Raw genomic sequence first — 20,715 nt, forward strand, 5'->3', positions numbered from 1 at the left:
CTCGCTGCGCTCGTGCGTCGCTACTCAACCATCGGTGGAAGCCCCTGTGAGCGTAGCGAGCCCGGCGTTTGTTGTGGTGGTCGAGTAGCCGAGCGAGCGTAGCGAGCCCGGCGTCTGTTCTGCTGGTCGAGTAGCCGTGCGAGCGTAGCGAGCCCGGCGTATCGAGACCACCCGCCCTCTTGCCGTCAGTCCTCGTCATCCTCGGTGTGGTGGTGCGGGTGCGGGCCCTCCGGAACCGGCGGTTGCGGCACCACCGGGTACTCGCCGGTGTAACCCTGACGCTGCGCCGCCATCGTCATCACCTTGCCCCGCACCGCATACCACCCGCCGACCAGCAGAGGGATCAGCACGACGATCGCGATCAGATTCCAGATGTTCTCGTAACACATGAGTCCGACGACGGCGGCCAGGAAGACCAGGGTCGCGTAGCTCGTGTACGGCGTGCCGGGCAGCCGAAACGACGGTCGCGACAGGATTCCCCGTTGTTCCCACCGGTAGAGCTGGATCTGACAGGCCATGATCATCGCCCACGTCGAGATGATGCCCAGTGCTGACAGATCGAGCGCGATGTTGAACGCGTCCTCGGGGACGAACAGGTTCAAGATGATGCCGAGCAGGGTCAGCGCGCCGGTGAGGGCGATACCTCCGAACGGGACACCGTTGCGGTTCATCTTGCCGGTGAAGGCCGGTCCGCTGCCGTTCATCGCCATCGACCGCAGGATTCGTCCGGTCGAGTAGAGGCCGGCGTTGAGGCTCGACATCGCCGCGGTCAGGACCACCAGGTTCATGATCCCGCCCGCCGCGGGGACCCCGATCTTGGAGAAGAACGTGACGAACGGGCTCTCGCCCTCCTTGAACTCGGTATAGGGCAAGAGCAACGCCAGCAGCAGGAGCGACCCCACGTAGAAGACGGCGATCCGCAGGATGACTGAATTGATCGCGCGTGGCATCACCTTCGGCGGATCCTCGGTCTCGCCGGCCGCGATACCGACGAGTTCGACTGCCGCGTAGGCGAAGATGACACCGGAGGTGACGATGCAGAGCGGGAAGAGCCCGACGGGGAACATGCCGCCGTTGTCGGCGATCACCGAGATCCCGGTCGGTTGCCCGTCGATCTCGAAGCGTCCGGCCAGGAACACGATGCCGACGACCAGGAAGGTCACGAGTGCGGTGACCTTGATGATTGACGCCCAGAATTCCATCTCGCCGAACAGCTTCACGGAGATGACGTTCATCGTCAGGACGATGCCGAGTGCGATCAGGGCTATCAGCCACTGCGGAATGGCCTCGAACATGCCCCAGTAGTGGACGTAGAGGGCCACCGCCGTGACGTCGACGATCGCCGTCGCCGCCCAGTTGAAGAAGTACAGCCAACCGGTGACGAATGCTGTCTTCTCCCCGAAGAATTCGCGGGCGTACGACACGAAGGAGCCCGACGACGGGCGGTGCAGAACGAGTTCGCCGAGGGCGCGCAGGATGAAGAACACAAAGACGCCGCAGAATGCGTACACGATGAACAGGCCCGGCCCGGCGTCGTGCAGGCGGCTGCCGGCGCCCATGAACAGGCCGGTGCCGATCGCCCCACCGATCGCGATCATCTGGATCTGTCTCGGCTTGAGGCTCTTGTGATAGCCCTCGTCCTCGTGCGCGAGTGCCGAGGTGTCGTAGGACGTCGGTGATTCGGCCGTCATGGTCTTCCCCCTGAGGTCGGGTGGTGCAGGGCATGCAGGATTCCGATCACGTGACCCCCTGCCGCGATTCACGGTCCAACGTCAGCCGACGTTATCGATCACATATGAAACGGACTTGCCGCTGATGTAAACAATCGAGCGGACATTTCGGGCACCATCCCAGGTCTGATGCGGCAATACTGCTGCAACAGAATCGATTCGGAGCCATGTCCGAGTTTACTTCGCTAGACGACGTGACGTCGGCGCCACAGTCGTCGTCGAGGGGGTGCGTCCGGGGTCGGGACGTCGCGCAGTGCGCGCCTCACGATCTCGGTGAACTCGGTGCAGGTCTCGTACCGTTCACCCGGGTTCTTCGCGAGAGCCCTCGCGAACACGGAGTTCAGGGCGGATGGCAGCCACGGTCGCATCCGGGTGAGTTTCGGTAGGGGATCGTGGATGTGTGCGTAGGTGATGGCGAAGGCGGTGGCCCGTGGGAAGGGCGGTTCCCCGGTGAGCAGTTCGAACATGCTCGCCGCCAGCGCATACAGATCAGTGGCAGGTGAAAGTCGTTGCGCGGTCAACAGCTCCGGAGCGGCATAGGCGATCGACCCCTGCACGCGCCCGTTGCGAGCGAGCGGGCGGGCGTCGTCGAGCAGCTGGGCGATCCCGAAATCCGTCAGTACGGACCGTGACCCGATGCCATTCCGCCCCACCATGATGTTGGCTGGCTTCACATCGCGGTGCAGGACGTCACAGGAATGGGCGTAGTCCAGTGCGGCCGCGATCTGGCCGCCGATCTCCACGACGGTCGCCGTGTCGGGCTCGGCACCACGTTCCGGGATCAGTTCCATGGCCGACGTCCCGGCGATGAACTCCATCGCCATCCACAACACCGTTGCATCGGAACGGTTCTCGCGGCCCACCGTGTCCGCGTCGATCTCGCCGCGCGCATACATGCCGACGATGTGCCGATGGTGCAGGCGTGCGGCGATGGAGAACTCGCGTTCGAACCGTTCGCGCACGCGTTGTCGGTCGTTCGGCCGGGTGTGCAGCACCTTGAGCGCAATGGGATCGTCGGAGGAGTCCCGGTGCACGCGATAGACCTCGGCGCTGCTGCCGCTGCCGAGGAACTCGTCGATGGTGTAGCCGGCCACCACCTCGCCCGCGCCGAACACCACGTCAGCGTATCCGTGAACCGTGCCGGGGGCGCGCTGTCCGCTCGAGGCCACCGCTACCACCGTCGCAGCGCCGGGGCGGCGATCAGCGGGTCGGCGACGGCTCTCACCCGTCTCATTCTGCACGTGTCGACAGCGATCGTGACGCAGAACACTAGAGTGGAAACCATGGTCGACGTCATCTCGCCGGCGGATCTCGCCGCCTCGCTGCCCGACGGGATGGTGGTCACCGATCCCGACATCCTCGCCGCGTACCGCCAGGACCGCGCACAGGACCCGGACGCCGGCACCCCGTTGGCGCTCATCCGTCCGACCACCACCGAGCAGGTGCAGACAGTCGTGCGCTGGTGCGCCGAGCACAAGATCCCGATCATCACGCGCGGCGCCGGGACGAGCCTGTCCGGCGGCTCCACCGCGGTCAACGGCGCGGTGATGCTCTCGACGGAGAAGATGCGTGAGCTGACCATCGACACCACCACCCGCACCGCCGTCACCCAGCCCGGATTGTTCAACGCCGAGGTCAAGGCGGCCGCCGCCGCCCACGGACTCTGGTATCCGCCGGACCCGTCGTCGTTCGAGATCTGCTCGATCGGTGGCAACGTCGCCACCAATGCGGGTGGGTTGTGCTGTGTGAAGTACGGCGTGACCACCGACTATGTACTCGGTTTGCAGGTGGTGCTGGCCGATGGCCGCGCGGTGCGACTCGGCGGCAAACAACTCAAGGACTCGGCCGGACTGCCCCTGACCAAACTGTTCGTCGGCAGCGAGGGACTCCTCGGGATCATCACCGAGGTGACGTTGCGCCTCCTGCCGCCGCAGGCGCCCGCGTGTACCGTCGTCGGCGCCTTCTCCTCGGTGCACGACGCCAGTCAGGCCGTCCTGGCCATCACCTCGCAGATTCGGCCGGCCATGCTCGAGTTCATGGATTCGGTCTCCATCAACGCCGTCGAGGACATGCTGCGGATGGGCCTCGACCGAGAGGCCGGTGCTCTGCTCGTGGCCCAGTCCGACGCCCCGGGGCCGGCTGGTGCCGCCGAGGTCGCGATCATCCGGGAGGCGTTCGAAACGCATGGGGCGAGCGAGGTGTTCGATACCGACGATCCGGCCGAGGGTGAGGCGTTCACGGCGGCTCGGCGAGCGGCGATTCCCGCGGTCGAGAAGATCGGATCGTTGCTCCTCGAGGACGTCGGAGTGCCGTTGCCACAGTTGCCGACCCTCATCGACGGCGTCGCCGCGATCGCCGATGACAATCAGGTGATGATCTCGGTCATCGCGCACGCCGGCGACGGCAACACCCACCCACTCATCGTGTTCGACCCCACCGACGACGACGAGGCGGCCCGTGCGCAGCGGGCGTTCGGTCAGATCATGGATCTCGCGATCTCGTTGGGCGGCACCATCACCGGTGAGCACGGCGTGGGGCGGCTGAAGAAGGGGTGGCTGCCCGATCAGGTCGGCCCCGACGTCATGGACCTCACCGCGACCATCAAGAACGCACTCGACCCGCACGGGCTGCTCAATCCGGGGGTCATCCTCTAGGCCCTTCGCGACGCTCGCAAGCTCGCTCCTCAGGGACCAGTTGATCGGGCGCGGACGAGACTTCGGTCCTGAGGATCATTTGATCTGGCGGACGAACTTCGGTCCCTGAGGAGCCCGGAGCCTGCGAAGGGCGTCACGAAGGTCGGCACCATCGTCTGAGTGAGACTCCGCTCAGGCCCCCGACGGCCAGCCCTCGGTGATCATCTCGGTCATCTCGTCCACCCAGGCGTCGTCGAGCGCGGCGTCCCGGCGGATGAGGATGCGAAAGATCGCGGTGCCGGCGACCACCTCGGCGAGCATCGGCAACTGATCGTCGTCGCGGCGACCCCGGCCGAAGCGGGTCTCGAACGCGGTCAGATTGCCGGCCAGTCGGGTGATCATCATGCTGTGGACGTCGGGGTCGGCGACGGTGTCCGCGATCAGGCCGGGTAGTGCCATCCGCACTTCCGGACTGTCGAACATCACGCGAACCGTGTCGACCAGCGCCCGGATGTCGGCACGGATGTCGGCGGGGCCGTCCGGCGCGGGCAGCATCTCGGCAGACAGCACGGCCTCGTGGACGAGTTGCGCCTTGCCCGACCACCGCCGGTAGATGGCGGCGGTGGTGGTGCCGGCGCGTGCCGCGATCGCCGACAACGACAACGCGGAGTAGCCCGTCTCGAGGATCAACTCGCGGGTGGCGGTGATGATGGCCGCATCGATCCTGCCGTCACGCGGCCGCCCCGGCGGCGGGGACTGCCTCTTGCCTTCGTCGGGGCTTTCTGCTGTCATGACCTGAGCATAGTTCCAATACAGTGTGCATCGTATTAGAGGGAGCGTTTGTGAAGCTGAGCCCGCTCGACGAGTACCCGATTCATCAGACGCCGGCGCCGGTGAGCTGGCCCGCCACGTCGGATCGCAATTTCTACGATCGCTCCTACTTCAACGTGCTCGACCGTGCCGGCCGGTTCATGGCGCTCACCGGAATCGGCTACTACCCGCGGCTCGGGGTGAAGGACGCCTACTTCGTCGTCCGCCGCGGCGACACCCAGACCGCAGTACATCTGAGCGATGCCATCGACGACGATCGGTTGAACCAGCACGTCGGGGGCTATCGACTCGACGTCGTCGAGCCGTTGCAGGAGATGCACCTGACGTTGGCCGACACCGAGGGCATCGCCGCGGACCTGACCTGGCGCGGCCTGTTCCCGGCGGCCCTCGAGAAGCCGCACGATATGCTGACCGATCGTCGAGTGACGTTGCAGGCGAGTCGCTTTGCGCAGGTCGGGACGTGGGAAGGGTGGATCGACGTCGACGGGGAACGGCTCACCGTCGATCACGATTCCAGTGTCGCGAGTCGTGACCGATCGTGGGGAATCCGGCCGGTCGGAGAGGCCGAGCCGCCCGGGCGGCCGGATGCAGCGTTCCGCGGGATGTGGTGGCTCTACCTCCCGCTGGCCTTCGACGACTTCCACCTGTTCCTGATCCTGCAGGAGGATCCCGACGGACACCGGAGTCTCTACGACTGCACTCGACGTTGGCGCGACGGACGCGTCGAGCAACTCGACGGGGTGCGGGTCACCGTCCACTACACGCCCGGCACGCGGATTCCGGACGGCGCGCAGATCGACTTCCTGAACCGTGCCGGCGATCGGATACATCTCGAGGTTCAGTCGAAGCTGTTCGCGCCCATCGCGTTCGGAGCGGGCTATGGTGGCGACTCAACCTGGGCGCACGGCACGTGGAAGGGAGGTCCGTTCACCGAGCGCGTGAGCTTCGATCTGACCGACCCCGACGTGATGGCGGGGGCCGCGTTCAGCCTGATCGACCACGTCTGTTCCGCGGTGTGCACGGAGCCCGATGGACAACGACGCGACGGCGCAGGGTTGTTCGAGCACGGCGTGATCGGTCCGCATCACCCGTCGGGCTTCACCGAGTGGACCGATGTCGCGGCAACCCCCGCCGACCGTGCCCAGGAATCCGCCGATCGCGCCCAGCCATCCGCCGATCGTGCCCAGCCATCCGCCGAGGAGCAGGCGAGTCCGGCATGAAGGTCTCGACGGCGCTGTTCGGACCCACCGACGCCCTGGAACGCGCGACAGCCCTCCGAGAGGCAGGCGCGTCGGGTGTGTTCACCTTCGAGGGGCCGTTCGACGTGTTCACCCCGCTCGTACTGGCGTCGTCGGTGCCGGACCTCGACATCATGTCCAATGTCGCGATTGCGCTTCCCCGCAATCCGATTCAGCTCGCTCATCAGGCCAACGACCTCCAGTTGTTATCGGAGGGCCGCTTCATCCTCGGCCTGGGCACGCAGGTGCGCGCGCAGATCGAGAAGCGTTACGGCGCCGATTTCGATCGCCCGGTCGCGCGGATGAAGGACATGGTCGGTGCGCTGCGGGCGATCTTCGCCACCTGGAATGACGGTGAACGGCTGGACTATCGCGGCAAGTATCACCGCCATACCCTGATGACGCCGACCTTCGTCCCCGGCCCGAACCCGTTCGGGCCGCCACCGATCTATCTCGGAGCGTTGGGCCCGCGGATGACGCGCGCGACCGCGGAGGTGGCCGACGGACTGCTGGTCATGCCGTTCGGCTCGAAACGATTCCTGCACGACACGACGATGCCCTGTGTGCGAGAGGGATTGACGACTGCCGGACGGTCCGAGGACGACTTCGACGTCGTACCCGAGATCATCGTCTCGGTCGGCGACGACCACACCTCGACGCGAATGCTATTGGCGTTCTATGGTTCGACCCCGGCGTACCGGCCTGTTCTCGACGCCCACGGATGGGGTGATCTGCAACCGGAACTCAATGCGATGTCCAAGCAGGGTCGCTGGCAGGAGATGGCCGGCCTGATCGACGACGACATTTTGCACACTATCGCCGCGTGCGGCTCCGCGCAGGAGATCGCCGCACACATCCGTGATCGGGTCGACGGTGTGTCCGACCGGATCTGCCTGTACCAGCCCGGTCCGATCGGCGTCGACGCGCTGGCCGAGATCGTCGACGAGTTGAGCTGAGCGACATGGCGCCGACAACCGTCGAACTCGACGACATCACCGACGACCGCTACGGCGGTAAGGCCGCCGGACTCGCGCGCCTGCGGGGTCTCGGGCTTTCCGTTCCCAGCGGATTCGTCATCGTCGACGCGTCGGCGAATGAGGTAGCCGTCGACGCGTCGGCGAAGGAGGTAACCGTCGACGCGTCGGCGACTGATGCGGGCAATGCTGCGTTGGAACGGTTTTCGCAGATGCGTGCCGCCGGGATGACTCCGGTCGCGGTGCGGTCGTCGGCGGTCGGGGAGGACGGGGTCGACCAGTCGTTCGCCGGTCAGTACGACACCGTCCTCGGGGTCGACTCCGCCGACGACTTCGCCGCGGCGGTACAGACGTGTATCGCCTCCGTGCACTCTCGTCGGGCCGAATCCTACGGTGGGGGCGAGGGTGCCACGATGCATGTGGTGGTCCAGACGATGGTCGACGCCTGTGCCGCGGGCGTCGTCTTCACCGCCGACCCGACCAGCGGTCGACGCGATCTGATGGTGATCGACGCCGTCGCCGGACTCGGGGACTCACTCGTCGACGGGACAGCGTCGCCGGACCACATCGTGCTGGATGCCCAGGGCGATCGGGTGGTGGAGTCGATCGGCGAGCGGGCGGTGTTGTCGGCGGAGCAGATCGCGGAGGTCCGTTCGGGTGCACTGCGGGCGGAGCATCATTGGGGCAGGCCGATGGACCTCGAGTGGGCGATCGACCGGTCCGGGAAACTGTGGTGGTTGCAGGCGCGGCCGATCACCACGTTGCCCGGCGATCTCAACGAGATGGACTCGCCGTTGGCGGGTGCCGATCATGTGTACACACGCTGCAACATCGGCGAGATGATGCCGGGTGCGTTCTGCCCGTTGACCGCGGCGGTGTCGGGATATGCGATCGACTACGCGATGCAGATGACGCAGGTGGTGGCGCGGGCACAGGATCGCTACGCCACACCGTGGCTGCAGGTCGGCTACTTCTACGGTCACATGTTTCTCGACATGACCGAGGGCACCGGCCTGAGTTCCGGCATCCTCGGCAACTCGCTCGAGCAGTTCTCCATGTCGATCTGCGGTCGGGTGATCGACGAGCTCACTCCCAAGCCCCCACAACCGTTCCGCCGCAAGCTCGGCAACACCATCCGGCTCTCCACATATGCGCTGTCCGTCGGACCGAAGATCCGCCGCCTCGATGGACAGATCGCCGGATTCCGAATACCGAGCACCGATGATGCGCAACTACTGTTGCGGGCGTTGGAATCCGGTGTCGAACAGTACTGTGACGTCACGCTGACCCACGTGCGGTCGTCCTCACGCGCCGCGGTGGCCGCCAACATCCTGGAGAGCGTGCTGATCCGGCGGGCGATCGCCGACGGCCGTGGCGAGGACGACGGGCGCGCCGAGGCGATGCGCCTGATGGCCGGGGCCGCCGACGTCGAGAGTGCGCTCATGCTCGGCGAACTCGACTCGGTGGTACGGGCCATCGTCGCCGATGCGACGGCCGCCGAGGAGTTTCTCTCGGCCACACCGGAGCAGGCGGTCAGCGCGCTGCAGGTCGCCGACGGTGCCTGCGGTACTGCGTTGCGGCACTTCCTGAATCGTCACGGACACCGCGGATATCGCGAGTTGTGCATGCGTGACCCGTCGTGGGCCGAGGATCCCGCCGGGCTGGGCGCGATGATGCAGGTCATGGTGCGCGCCGCCCTCGACCCCGAGGAAGCCCCGCGACCGTCGACCGAATCGGCGTCGTCGACGTCGGCATCCATCCGCGCACTGGCCGGACTGGCCCAGCGAGGGGCGCGCGGTCGGGAGTTGACGAAGTCGAAGATGGCCCTCATGGCGCACCGGCTCAAGCGAGGCTATCGCCGGCTGGGCGAGGTGCTCGCCGCATCGGGTCGGCTGCCCGATGCGGATCTCGTCTTCTTCTTCGACCGAGCGGAATTGGCTCGGGTTGTCGGCGTCGACGACATCGGCGACCTCGTGTTCGCGGCATCGCAGCGTCGAGAAGCCCTGGCGTATCAGGAGACGTTGGAGTTCGACGATGTGTCGGTGGGGCGCCCGACTCCGCGCGTCGTCACCGCTGAGCACGACCTCGACGGCCAAGAGATCGTCGGCCGTCCGGCGGGCCGTGGAGTCGTGGAAGGCGTTGTCCGCGTGGCGAGAACGGTTGCCGATGCCCGTTCGGTGCAACCCGGTGAGATCTTGGTCGCGCCGGTCACCGACGTCGGGTGGACACCCTATTTCTCGGTCATCGCCGCACTCGTCACCGATATCGGCAGTTCCGTGTCGCACGGCGCCGTGGTGGCCCGCGAATACGGTCTGCCCTGCGTGGTGAACACGCTGGCCGCCACCCATGTGCTCCGGACCGGTGACCATGTCCGGGTCGACGGTGACCGGGGACTGGTCACGCGATTGGGCCTCGATCCCTGAGGATCGGAGCGCCAGCGGGGTGTCTTCTCGATCCCTGAGGAACGGAGCGCCAGCGGAGTGTCGTCTCGATCCCTGAGGAACGGAGCGCCAGCGGAGTGTCACGAGGGGCACTGACCCGACGAAACCAGCGTGGAAGCGATCCGAAACGTGTTCCGCCCCGCCTTCTTCGCGTCGAACAGTGCCCGATCGGCGGCGAGGATCGATTCGGTCACGATCGCGTCGGCCGAACGGCGGGAACCGGTACGCGCCCGCTCGTCGTGCACCACCGCACCCGTGCTCATCGTGATGCGACGCCCATCAAGGGGTTCGATGTCATGGTCGCGGATCCGCTCGGCGAGATCGATCATGGCCTCGCGATCGATCGAGGCCCCTATGGCGAACTCGTCGCCGCCCAGTCTCCCGACCACGCCGTCGGTGCCCACGACGTCGACGAGCATTGCCGCAACCCGTGCGAGGACGGCGTCCCCGGTGGCGTGGCCGTACTGGTCGTTGATCTGTTTGTAATTGTCGATGTCGACGACCGCGGTCGCGTAGGTCGAGCTGTTGCGGCGCACCGCCGACGTCGCCCGATACCGGAAGCCGCGGCGGTTGAGCACGCCGGTCAGCGGATCGGTGTTGGCCGATTCCAGCTGGATGCGTAGGGCCCGCTGTGACTCTGTGGAGTAGATGCACAAGAGCCCCAGGATGCCGTTCGCGGCCGCCAGTGAGATCAGGGTGGAGTAGAGCGCACTGGACCAGCTGAGTCCGATCGCCCAGGTCGCGATCCCGCATCCGATGATCACGACCGTGGTGAAGATGCCGTGGTAGATCGCTGTCCGCGCGCGGACGAAGTGTGCGACGTATCCGCCGATGACTGCGAACAGGGCGGTTCCGTGCAGCGCCATCGCGGGATTCTGGAAGGTGCACAGTGCAGCGGTCACGCCGACGTCGGCGTACACGACGAACGCCGTGTTGATCCCCCGGATCGCCGCTTTCTTCGACCACCACATCGACGACAGATTGACCCGCGCCACGACGATGGCGACCGGGATGGTCGTCGCGCTGATCGCGACGATCGCCGCGATCCGCAGCGGGCTACCCGCGGAACCGTCGGGCGACAACGTGCTGAGCAATCCCATCAGCCCGAATGCCAAGGTCAGACCGGCGATGCCGTAGCGAGGTAGCCGCTCGGAGATCTCGATCTGCCCGAGCACGTGGTCTGGTTCGTCGTAGGCCTGCGACGACGCGATGCGGACGTCTCCTCGGAGATTGCCCGCACCCACCGCCTGATATTCGTCGAGGTACACCGCTCGCGTCCCGCCCCTAGTTGCTGACGTGCTGAACGCGGCTCCGCCGCCCCGACCCAGGGTGACGCGCTCTGATACGCCATCCTAAACAGGTGTTGTAATTTCTGCGAGGTGAGCGGCATGAGCTGCGATGATGTGCTTTGCGAGCGTCAGTTAGATCCCTGAGAGCGACCCTGCGAGCGTCACCCAGGTGCCTGAGGAGCGAGCTTGCGAGCGTCACCACCAGGTCCCTGAGGAGCGAGCTTGCGAGCGTCACCACCAGATCCCTGAGGATCGAGCGTGCGTCACCGCCGGTCCCTGAGGAGCGAGCTTGCGAGCGTCACGAAGGGCCCGAACCCTCAGTGCCGCTCCAGAATCCCCGCCAGGTCTGCACCATCGGGCAGCGCGCCGTACTCAAACGCCCGATCCTCACCCAGGCGCGCCGCGACAAACGCATCCGACACTGCCGCAGGCGAATACCGCACCAGAAGCGATGCCTGGAGTGCCAGCGCCATCGACTCGACCACTCCGCGCGCTCGTCGGTGCGCCGAGGCGGCATCCATCCGGGCGAGTTCGCCGAGTTGATCGCGCAGCCTCTCGAGGTGCAGATCGAGCGTGCGGTTGGCGCCGAGCGCGGTGCTGATCTCGGCGTCGAACGCCGCGATCGACTCCGGTTCGCGAGTCATCGCCCGCAAGACGTCGAGCGCGATGACGTTGCCCGATCCTTCCCACACTGCCATCACTGGTTGTTCGCGGTAGCGCATCGCGAGGGGGAAGTCCTCGGTGTATCCGTTGCCGCCCAGGCATTCGAGGGCCTCGTAGGAGTGATGGGGGCCGCGTTTGCAGATCCAGTACTTCGCGACTGCGGTGGCGAGACGACGGAACGCGCGCTCCTGATCGCTCGCGTCCTCGTCGTGCGCCCGCGCGAGTCGGATCGCCGTGACCGTCGCGGCCTCGGATTCCAATGCGAGATCGGCCAATACGGCTGTCATGGCCGGCTGATCGGCCAGGGTGGCGCCGAATGCGTCGCGGTGACGCGCATGCCAGACGGCCTCGGCGACCGACTGCCTCATCCCGGCCGTGCTGCCGAGGACGCAGTCGAGTCGTGTCTGTGCCACCATCTCGATGATCGTGCGGACACCGCGCCCGGGCTCGCCGACCATCACCGCGACGGTCCCGTCGAGCTCGATCTCCGACGATGCGTTCGACTTGTTGCCGAGCTTGTCCTTGAGTCGTTGGATGCGGAAGACGTTGCGGGTGCCGTCGGGTAGGATACGGGGAAGCAGGAAGCAGGAGAGTCCTTCTCCGCCGGGTCCTTTCGCCTGGGCGAGCACGAGAAATGCATCGGACATCGGTGCGGAACAGAACCACTTGTGTCCGGTCAGCAGGTACTCGGCGCCAGGTCCGCCGGAGCCGACCGGTGTAGCGATCGTTGTGTTGGCGCGAACGTCGGAGCCGCCCTGCTTCTCGGTCATGGACATACCGAAGATGGCGGAGGCCTTGTCTGCGCCGAGATCGGGGGAGTAGCTGCGGGACAACGCCTTCGGAACCCATTGGGCGGCCACATCGGGTTGCAGTTCCAGGGAGGGGATCACGGCGTGGGTCATCGAGACGGGGCAGGCGTGACCGGGTTCGATCTGACCGAACAGCATGAAGCTCGCGGCGCGGACGACGTGGGAGCCGGGCTGCGGGTCGGCCCAGCATCGGGTGTGGCTGCCGTGCGCGACCGACGCCGAGATGATCCGATGGTAAGCAGGGTGATACTCGACCTCGTCGATCCGGTTGCCCCACCGGTCATGGGTGTGCAGTTCCGGCGTGATGGTGTTGGCGAGATGGGCATCGTGCTGGAACTGTGCGCTCCCGACCAGTTCGCCGATCTCGCGGAGTTCGTCGTCGGCCCAACTGCCGTCATGTCGCGCAACCGATTCACGCAGAACGGTGTTCAGCTCGTACTCGTTGACGTCCACGCGCGGCGTCGACTGGTTGAACACCGTGTGGGTCGTGTGCGGCTTCGGATGCGTGGAGGTCTCAGTGGAGTGGGTCATGAGTTGCCTTTCAAAACGTCTGTTCCGCTGGTGAGGATTGCTGCATCCCGTTGGTCGAGTGGCCGCGTGCGTGCGCGGCGGGCGCGTGTCTCGCTGGTCGAGTAGCCACGAGCGAGCGCAGCGAGCGCGAGGCGTATCGAGACCACCGCCACTCCATCAAATCGCATGTTGCAGCACCTGTTCCGGGATCTGGAGGTTGGTGAACACGATCGCGACGGCGTCCTCGAGACTGTAGTCGAGCTCGTCGGACGCGGCCGCCTGCTGGATGACGAGCCCGAAGATCGCGGACCAGAACGCCTTTGCCTCGACGTCGATCGGTGCGCGCAACTCCCAACCGGTTCGCACCAGCGTGCGCATCAGGGCCTCCGCCCCCCGACGATGCAGATCGGACAGTACCTCGGCGATCTGCGGCCGGAGTTCGGGGCGCCGCGACGCCATCGACATCGCCGTGGTGAACAGTTCGACGTTGCGTGCCTGCCCGCCGAGGAGGGTGGAGATCAATGCGTGCGTGTACTCGCCGACGGTCGTCGTCGCCGATGCGGCTTCCTCGGCATGACGGCCGGCGCGCAGCACGGCGGCACACGCGACCTCGACGAACAGGTGCTCCTTGGAGCCGAAGTAATAGGTGACCTGATTCGGGTAGGCGTTGGCGTTGCGGCAGATCTGGGCAACCGATGCCGTCTCCCCGAGCTCCTCGAACACCTCGGTGGCCGCACGCAGAAGTGTCTGGCGCGTCGCTTTGCCGGCCTCGCGGGTCCCCCGTCCGGAAGTGGTCATGGGAGCACGGTGCCACACCCTTGTTTGTATGGCAAACAATATGCCGCGGGGTTGAGGAGCGAACGGTCTGGACCACTGTCGCGTTCAGATCAGCAGGGTGTGGCGGCCGGTCGTATGTGACAGCCGCTCGCGCGTCGCCGCGCCTCGCCCACGAGTCGATCGCGGTAGTGCCATATGGGAACGGTCTCGCATCCTTTGTATGACAACAAGAATGTGGCGTGCCTGCACCGTGAATCGCCGCGTGCTCAAACCATCGAGTGGAGAAGCTCCCGCCGTATGGGGATCACCCGCATCAGGATCACCCCCGCATCAGGATCACCCCCGCATCAGGATCCCCACAGCGCCGAGGAAAGTGGATAATCCACTTTGCTCGGCGCTGAGGTGACCTTCATGCGGATGCCCGTGGCCGATCGACCCTCACGACCTCGCCGAATCCCGCCCCGTCCCCAGCCCGATGTCTGCGGTGTTGCGTTGTCCGGCAACGATGCTGACCTGCACGGCAGCCGGTTCGTACATGCTCGCGACGACGGTGAATCGTCCGTCGGTGAGGCCTTCGATGCGGTATCGGCCGTCCGCGTCGGTGGTGGCCGACGCGACGATCGTCTGATCCGGGCCGATCGCCGACACGGTGGCGCCTTCGAGTGCGGTGCCATCGGGGGTGCGGACCGAGCCGTGTAGTCCGCTGTTGGCGACCAGCACGATGTCGAGCGGGTCCGCGTATCCGGTCGGTGTGTTGACGGTGACCAGCTGACTGGCCGGTTGGCAGCCGGGTGCAGATGCGGTGACGGCCACGGTGTCGCCGTCGGACAGTCCGGTGATCGCGAACAGTCCGTCGTCGTCGGCTTCGGTCTGTGTCACGACGGCACCCGACTGGTCGGTGACGATCAACTGTGCGGCGACCGGGCCGTGGGCATTGCGCACTCGTCCGCGAACCGTGGCACCGCCGGCGAGTGCGAAGTCGCGGCGGAAGACCGCCTCGCCGACGACCGAGACGGTCATCGCCCTCGGCGAGCGGCCGGGCGCGGTGGCGATGACGGTGTAGGTGCCGTCGGCGATCCCGTACACGGCGTAGGAGCCGTCCGGATCGACCGCGGTCGCCCCGGTCTGGCGGCCGCGAAGGTCGGTGACGGTGATGGCAGCACGGTCCAGTGCTGTGCCGTCGGCGGCGGTGATCCGACCGGCGACACGCGGCCGCGGACCGTGTGAGGGGTCGGCCATCTGAGTGAGTTCCGCGTCGGTCGATCTGGTCGGGACGGCCTGAGTCTGCTCGGCCTCCTCGTCGGCAAGTGATTCGGGAAGCGACGATTCGACCGATTCCGTCGGGTCGCCTCCGGCATCGGGCCCGGTGACGTTGCCTGCCCGCCGACGAGCGATGGGGATGCACAACGTGATCGCGACACCGACGAACGCGGCGATCGCCCCGATCAGGAAGCACCACCGGAACGCGGAATGGCTCGGCACGTCGACCGGCCCATAGGAGACGGTGGAACTGGTCAGGACCAGCGCCATGACCGCCGACGCACTGGTGGTGCCGATCGACCGCATCAGGCCGTTGAGCCCGACGGCAGCACCTGCTTCGGTCATGGGCACAGCCCCCATGATCAGGGTCGGCATCGCCGCATAGCCGATGCCGACACCGGCCGAGCAGATCACCGACGCCAGCGCCAACTGCCACGGTGCATTCATCAGCAGGAACGCGCCGAGGTAACCCAGTCCGAGGACGGTCGCGCCGATCGCCAGCGTGTACTTGGCACCGATGGTGTTGATGAGCGTGCCCGAGACGGGTGCGAACACCAGCATCATCAACCCGCCGGGCGCCATCCACAGGCCGGCCGCGAGCAGAGTCTGTCCGAGACCGCCCATGGCCGTGGGAATCTCGAGCAGTTGGGGCACGACGATCGTCTGCGCCATCATGCCGAACCCGATCGCGATGGCGCCGATGTTGGTGAGCAGCACCGCGGGACGCGCCGTGGTCCGCAGGTCCACCAACGGTGCGCGGTGGCGCAGTTCGAACATGCCCCAAACGATCAGTACGGCGAGCCCGCCGAACAGCAGGCCGAGGGTGGTGCCGGTGCCCCATCCCCAGTCGTTGCCCTTGGAGACGGCGATGAGTACGCCCGACAGGCCGATCGCCAGGCCGATGGCTCCGATGACGTCGAATCGCTTCTCGCCCGTGCTGTCGTCGATGTGCGGGACGACGAACGCGACGAGCACTGTGACGACGACGGCGAGACCGGTCGACACCCAGAACAGCGCATGCCAATCCCATTGCTGGGCAACCCAGGCCGACAGTGGCAGGCCGATCGCGCCGCCGACGCCCATCGTCGCGCTCATCGCCGACACCGCCATCGAGGTCAGGCGTGGCGGGGTCACCTCCCGCATCAGGCTGATGCCGAGCGGGATGAATCCCATCGCCAGACCCTGGATCGCGCGTCCGACGATCATCGGGATCAGTGCCGAACTCAGCGCGCACACGAGCGATCCGGCGATCAACAGGATCGAGCTCGCCAGGATGATGCGCTTCTTGCCGAACATGTCACCCAGGCGGCCTGCGATCGGCATCGCGACGGCCGCGGCGAGCAGCGTGGCGGTGACGACCCATGACGCATTCGAGATCGATGTGCCGAGCAATTTCGGCAGTTCCGGCTGGATCGGGATGATCAACGTCTGCATCAGAGACGCGACCAGGCCGCCGAAGCACAGCACGGCGACCACGGCGAGCGCGGCTCCGGTGTGCTTGTCGTCGGTCAGTTCGCTGTCCACCGGCACGGTGTCTTCCCGGGCCGGTGCATCGCCGGTCGGCGTAGTGGTCATGTAGGCACCCTCCTCGGGTTGTGTACCCTACATATGTATCGTGCACATGCCAAGCCCGGCGACGGTGCGGCTAACTCAGCAGCCCTTCCACGAACTGGGCGGAGCCACCCCCGAACGACCAGTCCTCTTTGGTGTTGGGCACGACAGAGATGATGAGGTCGTCGGGCCGCACCAATCCTCGAGCGTCGAGTTCGGTTGCGAGCGAGCGGTATGCGGCCTGCTTGTGGGTGACCGTGCGACCTTGCTGATAGATCTGGATGACGACGATGTCGTCCGTGCGTTCGAATCCGAGTCCGGTGTCCTCGGCGATGATGTGGCCCGGGCGGTGCTCGGTGATGAGTTGGTAGCGATCGCGATCGGGGGCGTCGAAGTGATCGAGCATCACGGTCTGGACGGCGTCGGCCAGTTCGCGCAGACGTGACGGAGGCCGTCGTCCGTCGATGACATGGATGTGGACCAGGGGCATGGTGGGAACTTTCGTTGATGGACGGCGACGGCGCGGGGACGATCTCGTCCCCGCGCCGCTATTGTGTTGTCGGTCCGGACGCTCAGGCGTTCTGGGGGAAGCCCAGGTTCAGACCACCGTGCGACGGGTCCAGCCAGCGGCTGGTGATGGCCTTGCCACGGGTGAAGAAGTTGACGCCGTCCATCCCGTGCGCGTGGGTGTCGCCGAACAGTGAGTTCTTCCAGCCGCCGAAACTGTAGTAGGCCATTGGGACCGGGATGGGCACGTTGATCCCGACCATGCCGACCTCGACCTCGTTCTGGAAGCGTCGGGCTGCGCCGCCGTCGTTGGTGAAGATGGCGGTGCCGTTGCCGTACTCGTTGGAGTTGATGAGTTCCAGGGCCTCGTCGTAGGTGTCGACGCGCAGGACGGACAGGACCGGGCCGAAGATCTCGTCGGTGTACACGCTCATGTCGGTCGTGACGTTGTCGAGCAGCGTCGGACCCAGCCAGAACCCGTCGGCAGATCCATCTGCCTCGACGGCGCGGCCGTCGACAACGATGGTGGCGCCGTCCCTCTCGCCGGCGTCGACGTACGACCTGACCTTGTCGCGGTGGGCGGCGGTGACCAGCGGTCCCATGTCGGCGTTCGTGGTGCCGTCACCGGTGGTGATCGTCTTGGCGCGCTCGGTGATCTTGGCGACGAGGTCGTCGGCGATCGGTCCGACCGCGACGCAGGCCGAGATGGCCATGCAGCGCTCGCCTGCCGAGCCGAAGCCGGCGTTGACCATCGCGTCGGCCGCGAGGTCGAGATCGGCGTCGGGCAGGACGATGGCGTGGTTCTTGGCGCCACCCAATGCCTGGACCCGTTTGCCGGCGGCGGTACCTGTGGCATAGACGTACTGGGCGATCGGCGTCGACCCGACGAAGCTGATCGATTTGATTGCCCTGTTGGTGAGCAGTTCGTCGACGGCGGTCTTGTCACCCTGCAGGACGTTGAACACGCCCTCGGGCAGGCCGGCTTCTTTCCACAGTTCGGCCAACCACAGCGAGGCCGACGGGTCCTTCTCAGACGGCTTGAGCACCACGGTGTTGCCGGCGGCGATGGCGATGGGGAAGAACCACATCGGCACCATGGCGGGGAAGTTGAAGGGACTGATGATGCCGATCGGGCCGAGTGGCTGACGAATGGAGAAGACGTCGACCTTGGTGGAGGCGTTCTCGGTGAATCCTCCCTTGAGGAGATGCGGGATGCCGCAGGCGAACTCGGCGACCTCCTGGCCCCGGCTGATCTCGCCGAGGGCGTCGGAGAGGACTTTGCCGTGTTCGGCGGTGATGATGGCGGCGAGTTCGGGTTTGCGGGCCTCGAGAAGTTCACGGAAGCGGAACAGGATGGCGGTGCGTTTGGCCAGGCTGGTGTCACGCCAGGCCGGAAACGCCGCGGTGGCGGCGTCGATCACGGCGCGGGCATCTTCGACGTTGGCCAGGGCCACCTCGCCGGTCACCGCACCCGTGGCGGGGTTGGTCACCGGCGCCGTCGCGCTCGAGGTACCGGGATAGGCCTTGTTGTTGACCCAATGGGAAATGGTCGTGGGCATGGTGATTCTCCAGAATGGTTGTCGAGGAATGGGTTCGATTCAGAAGATCGAGTAGGCCTTGCGGATTGTCTCGGTCACGTCCCACCGGCCCGACCAACCCGGTGGCAGGGTGACGAAGTCTCCTGCGCTGATCTCGGTGACCTGGCCTGTGGCGTCATCGGTGAGGGTGGCGCGGCCGGAGATGATGTAGCAAGTCTCGGTGTTCGGGCGGTCGATGACCGGCCATCCCCCGGGTTCGCATTCCCAGATACCGACTTGCGCTTCTGTTCCCGATTCGATCGGGAGCGTGCGCAGTTGGGGGTCGCCGCTGTCCGCGCCGGGCCGCTGACCGGAGGGAGTGAGCTCACCGCGAACAGTGAGCGAGTCGAGATGGATGAGTGAGGTCATGGTCGTCTCCTCGTGATCAAGGGGGATGTGCGAATCAGTGTGCGCCGGTGAGCTTCTCGAGCATGGCCGAGATCCTCGAGGGTTTGTGGGTGGTGCGCTCCTCGACGTCGGCGGCGGAAGCCGCCTGCAACCCGGCGTTGACCCCCAGCCAGCGGAAGGGTTCGACCTCCCACTTCTTCGACTGGTGGTTCACGATCGGAAGGCTGTTGAGGTCGTCGGGACGGTCCAGGACGAGATTCCGTACGATGCGTCCGGCGAGATTGCTCGTCGCGACCCCGTCGCCGACATACGGCCCTGCCCATGCCAACTTGGTGCGCCGGTCGTAGCCAACGGAGGGGAACCAGTCGCGTGGTACGCCGAGCGGCCCGCCCCAGCGGTGAGTGATCGGGATATCGCGCAGCTGCGGGAAGAAGTCGTGCATCGTCGAGATGATCTTGGTGTGGATCTTGTCGTCGACGTCGAAAGACGAGTGCACCTTGGAATTGAAATGGTAAGGCGCGCCCCGCCCACCGAATACCAGTCGCCCATCGGCCGTGGGGTGAGCATAGATTCGCAGATTGCGCATGTCGTTGAATGCTGTGCGCCCATCGAGACCGAGACTCTCGCGAACATCGGCGGGGATCGGGGCGGTCGCGACCACCAGCGAGTACAGCGGAGCGACATTGCGGCGGTAGGCGGCGAACTCCGGCGTGAACGCCTCGGTGGCCCGTACGACTGCGGTCGCGGTGACGCGACCGCGATCGGTCGTCACCACTCCGTCGTCGATCGATGTGACCGCGGTCTGCTCGTAGATCACCCCGCCGTGATCTTCCACCCAGTCGGCGAGCCCACGGACCAGTCGGTCGGGCTGGAGTAGTGCACAGTGCTCGGTGAAGATCCCACCGCGCACATCTGTGGCAGCGATGGTGCCCTGGGCCTCCGCCTGAGACAGCAGGCTCCACTGCCCGCGCGTGCCGAATGCGTCCGAGCCGGCGACGGTGGCCGCTGCGCGGGCGAGTTGCGCATCATTGCGTGCCAGGGACACGAAGCCGTCGCGAGCGTAATCGCACTCGATGCCCTGTGCGGTGACGACGTCACCGATCTCGGTCACGGTGTCGTTCATCGCGGCCTGAAGGTTGAGCGCCGACTGGTGGTCGTAGAGCTTGGCCACGTGCGCGAGTGAGACCGGGAAGATCGACGATGCCCACCCGCCGTTGCGCCCGGATGCTCCGAAGCCGGCGTACTCACGTTCGAGAAGTGCCACCCGTAGCGACGGGTCTGCCTCGAGCAGGTAGTAGGCGGTCCACAGTCCGGTGAAGCCTGCGCCCACGATCGCGATGTCGACATCGATGTCGCCGTTTAACGCCGGTCGGATGCCACCGACGCGGTCCTCACTCCACAGCGAGATCCCGACGCTGCTCGACGCGCCGTGGGGCGCGTGTACGTCGCGAACCACCATTGTTTCCTCCAACGTTCGATGATTGATCGTGACCCAGTCTGGGCGGGAACTGTGACCGGTGACATACGCGAACCCGATAGTCTTGGCCTCGGGGGTCATACTTTTGTATGAAGGGAGG

General features: G+C 66.1%; 15 protein-coding genes. 4 read left to right on the plus strand and 11 right to left on the minus strand.

All coding sequences use genetic code 11. The annotated features are described in order from the left end of the window. Positions 1–185: 185 nt before the first annotated feature. Positions 186–1,691 carry an amino acid permease gene (locus EEB19_RS24035; protein WP_187589843.1) on the minus strand — a complete coding sequence of 502 codons (1,506 nt, stop codon included), beginning with the start codon at positions 1,689–1,691 and terminating at the stop codon, positions 186–188. A 224-nt stretch (positions 1,692–1,915) separates the two neighbouring features. After that, a complete protein-coding gene (locus EEB19_RS24040; RefSeq protein ID WP_187589861.1) occupies positions 1,916–2,845 on the minus strand; it encodes a serine/threonine-protein kinase in 930 nt (309 codons plus the stop codon). A 168-nt stretch (positions 2,846–3,013) separates the two neighbouring features. On the opposite strand from EEB19_RS24040, the gene EEB19_RS24045 reads away from it, so the two are divergent. Continuing rightward, positions 3,014–4,384, plus strand: a complete 1,371-nt coding sequence (locus EEB19_RS24045) for an FAD-binding oxidoreductase (protein WP_187589844.1) — start codon at positions 3,014–3,016, stop codon at positions 4,382–4,384. A gap of 171 nt (positions 4,385–4,555) precedes the next feature. On the opposite strand, the gene EEB19_RS24050 is transcribed toward EEB19_RS24045, so the two are convergent. Continuing rightward, on the minus strand, positions 4,556–5,155 hold the full coding sequence (locus EEB19_RS24050; RefSeq protein ID WP_187589845.1) for a TetR-like C-terminal domain-containing protein: 600 nt from the start codon (positions 5,153–5,155) through the stop codon (positions 4,556–4,558). A gap of 50 nt (positions 5,156–5,205) precedes the next feature. Here EEB19_RS24050 and EEB19_RS24055 point away from each other — a divergent pair, with 50 nt between their 5' ends. From EEB19_RS24055 to EEB19_RS24065, 3 genes are read left to right on the plus strand one after another with little or no spacing between them, the layout of a single operon-like run. Continuing rightward, positions 5,206–6,414 carry a hypothetical protein gene (locus tag EEB19_RS24055; protein WP_262365886.1) on the plus strand — a complete coding sequence of 403 codons (1,209 nt, stop codon included), beginning with the start codon at positions 5,206–5,208 and terminating at the stop codon, positions 6,412–6,414. Beyond that, positions 6,411–7,388: a TIGR03617 family F420-dependent LLM class oxidoreductase gene (locus EEB19_RS24060; protein WP_187589846.1), complete on the plus strand. Its 978-nt coding sequence runs from the start codon at positions 6,411–6,413 to the stop codon at positions 7,386–7,388. Before EEB19_RS24055 ends, EEB19_RS24060 begins: the two co-directional genes overlap by 4 nt. Before the next feature lie 5 nt (positions 7,389–7,393). Continuing rightward, complete coding sequence (locus tag EEB19_RS24065; protein ID WP_187589847.1) at positions 7,394–9,829, plus strand: PEP/pyruvate-binding domain-containing protein; 2,436 nt, start codon at positions 7,394–7,396, stop codon at positions 9,827–9,829. A 98-nt stretch (positions 9,830–9,927) separates the two neighbouring features. Here the strand turns inward: EEB19_RS24065 and EEB19_RS24070 are convergent, their stop codons facing one another. The 8 genes from EEB19_RS24070 to EEB19_RS24105 all read right to left on the minus strand — a co-directional run bounded on the left by EEB19_RS24070 (position 9,928) and on the right by EEB19_RS24105 (position 20,597). Then, positions 9,928–11,115: a diguanylate cyclase gene (locus EEB19_RS24070; RefSeq protein WP_187589848.1), complete on the minus strand. Its 1,188-nt coding sequence runs from the start codon at positions 11,113–11,115 to the stop codon at positions 9,928–9,930. A gap of 338 nt (positions 11,116–11,453) precedes the next feature. Next, positions 11,454–13,139 (minus strand): acyl-CoA dehydrogenase family protein, encoded by a 1,686-nt coding sequence (locus EEB19_RS24075; protein ID WP_187589849.1) that lies wholly within the window; start codon positions 13,137–13,139, stop codon positions 11,454–11,456. Between the two features lie 156 nt (positions 13,140–13,295). After that, the gene (locus EEB19_RS24080) at positions 13,296–13,916 is read right to left on the minus strand and encodes a TetR/AcrR family transcriptional regulator C-terminal domain-containing protein (RefSeq protein WP_187589850.1); all 621 of its coding nucleotides are present in this window, start codon (positions 13,914–13,916) and stop codon (positions 13,296–13,298) included. Between the two features lie 417 nt (positions 13,917–14,333). Continuing rightward, on the minus strand, positions 14,334–16,730 hold the full coding sequence (locus EEB19_RS24085) for an MFS transporter (protein ID WP_187589851.1): 2,397 nt from the start codon (positions 16,728–16,730) through the stop codon (positions 14,334–14,336). Positions 16,731–16,800: 70 nt separating this feature from the next. Further along, positions 16,801–17,196 (minus strand): tautomerase family protein, encoded by a 396-nt coding sequence (locus tag EEB19_RS24090; RefSeq protein WP_187589852.1) that lies wholly within the window; start codon positions 17,194–17,196, stop codon positions 16,801–16,803. Positions 17,197–17,278: 82 nt separating this feature from the next. Further along, the gene (locus tag EEB19_RS24095) at positions 17,279–18,772 is read right to left on the minus strand and encodes a CoA-acylating methylmalonate-semialdehyde dehydrogenase (RefSeq protein WP_187589853.1); all 1,494 of its coding nucleotides are present in this window, start codon (positions 18,770–18,772) and stop codon (positions 17,279–17,281) included. 39 nt (positions 18,773–18,811) lie between these two features. Continuing rightward, entirely contained in the window at positions 18,812–19,159 is a 348-nt protein-coding gene (locus tag EEB19_RS24100; RefSeq protein WP_187589854.1) for a cupin domain-containing protein, read from the minus strand. 34 nt (positions 19,160–19,193) lie between these two features. Next, entirely contained in the window at positions 19,194–20,597 is a 1,404-nt protein-coding gene (locus EEB19_RS24105) for an FAD-binding oxidoreductase (protein ID WP_187589855.1), read from the minus strand. Positions 20,598–20,715: the final 118 nt, after the last annotated feature.

The sequence above is a fragment of the Gordonia sp. OPL2 genome (genome assembly GCF_003797825.1).
GTDB lineage: Bacteria > Actinomycetota > Actinomycetes > Mycobacteriales > Mycobacteriaceae > Gordonia.

Coding starts and splice junctions, on each gene's coding strand:
- EEB19_RS24075 (WP_187589849.1), bottom strand. CDS start 13,139: ATGACCCACTCCACTGAGACCTCCACGCATCCGAAGCCGCACACGACC.
- EEB19_RS24080 (WP_187589850.1), bottom strand. CDS start 13,916: ATGACCACTTCCGGACGGGGGACCCGCGAGGCCGGCAAAGCGACGCGC.
- EEB19_RS24035 (WP_187589843.1), bottom strand. CDS start 1,691: ATGACGGCCGAATCACCGACGTCCTACGACACCTCGGCACTCGCGCAC.
- EEB19_RS24100 (WP_187589854.1), bottom strand. CDS start 19,159: ATGACCTCACTCATCCATCTCGACTCGCTCACTGTTCGCGGTGAGCTC.
- EEB19_RS24065 (WP_187589847.1), top strand. CDS start 7,394: ATGGCGCCGACAACCGTCGAACTCGACGACATCACCGACGACCGCTAC.
- EEB19_RS24090 (WP_187589852.1), bottom strand. CDS start 17,196: ATGCCCCTGGTCCACATCCATGTCATCGACGGACGACGGCCTCCGTCA.
- EEB19_RS24085 (WP_187589851.1), bottom strand. CDS start 16,730: ATGACCACTACGCCGACCGGCGATGCACCGGCCCGGGAAGACACCGTG.
- EEB19_RS24060 (WP_187589846.1), top strand. CDS start 6,411: ATGAAGGTCTCGACGGCGCTGTTCGGACCCACCGACGCCCTGGAACGC.
- EEB19_RS24105 (WP_187589855.1), bottom strand. CDS start 20,597: ATGGTGGTTCGCGACGTACACGCGCCCCACGGCGCGTCGAGCAGCGTC.
- EEB19_RS24050 (WP_187589845.1), bottom strand. CDS start 5,155: ATGACAGCAGAAAGCCCCGACGAAGGCAAGAGGCAGTCCCCGCCGCCG.
- EEB19_RS24095 (WP_187589853.1), bottom strand. CDS start 18,772: ATGCCCACGACCATTTCCCATTGGGTCAACAACAAGGCCTATCCCGGT.
- EEB19_RS24045 (WP_187589844.1), top strand. CDS start 3,014: ATGGTCGACGTCATCTCGCCGGCGGATCTCGCCGCCTCGCTGCCCGAC.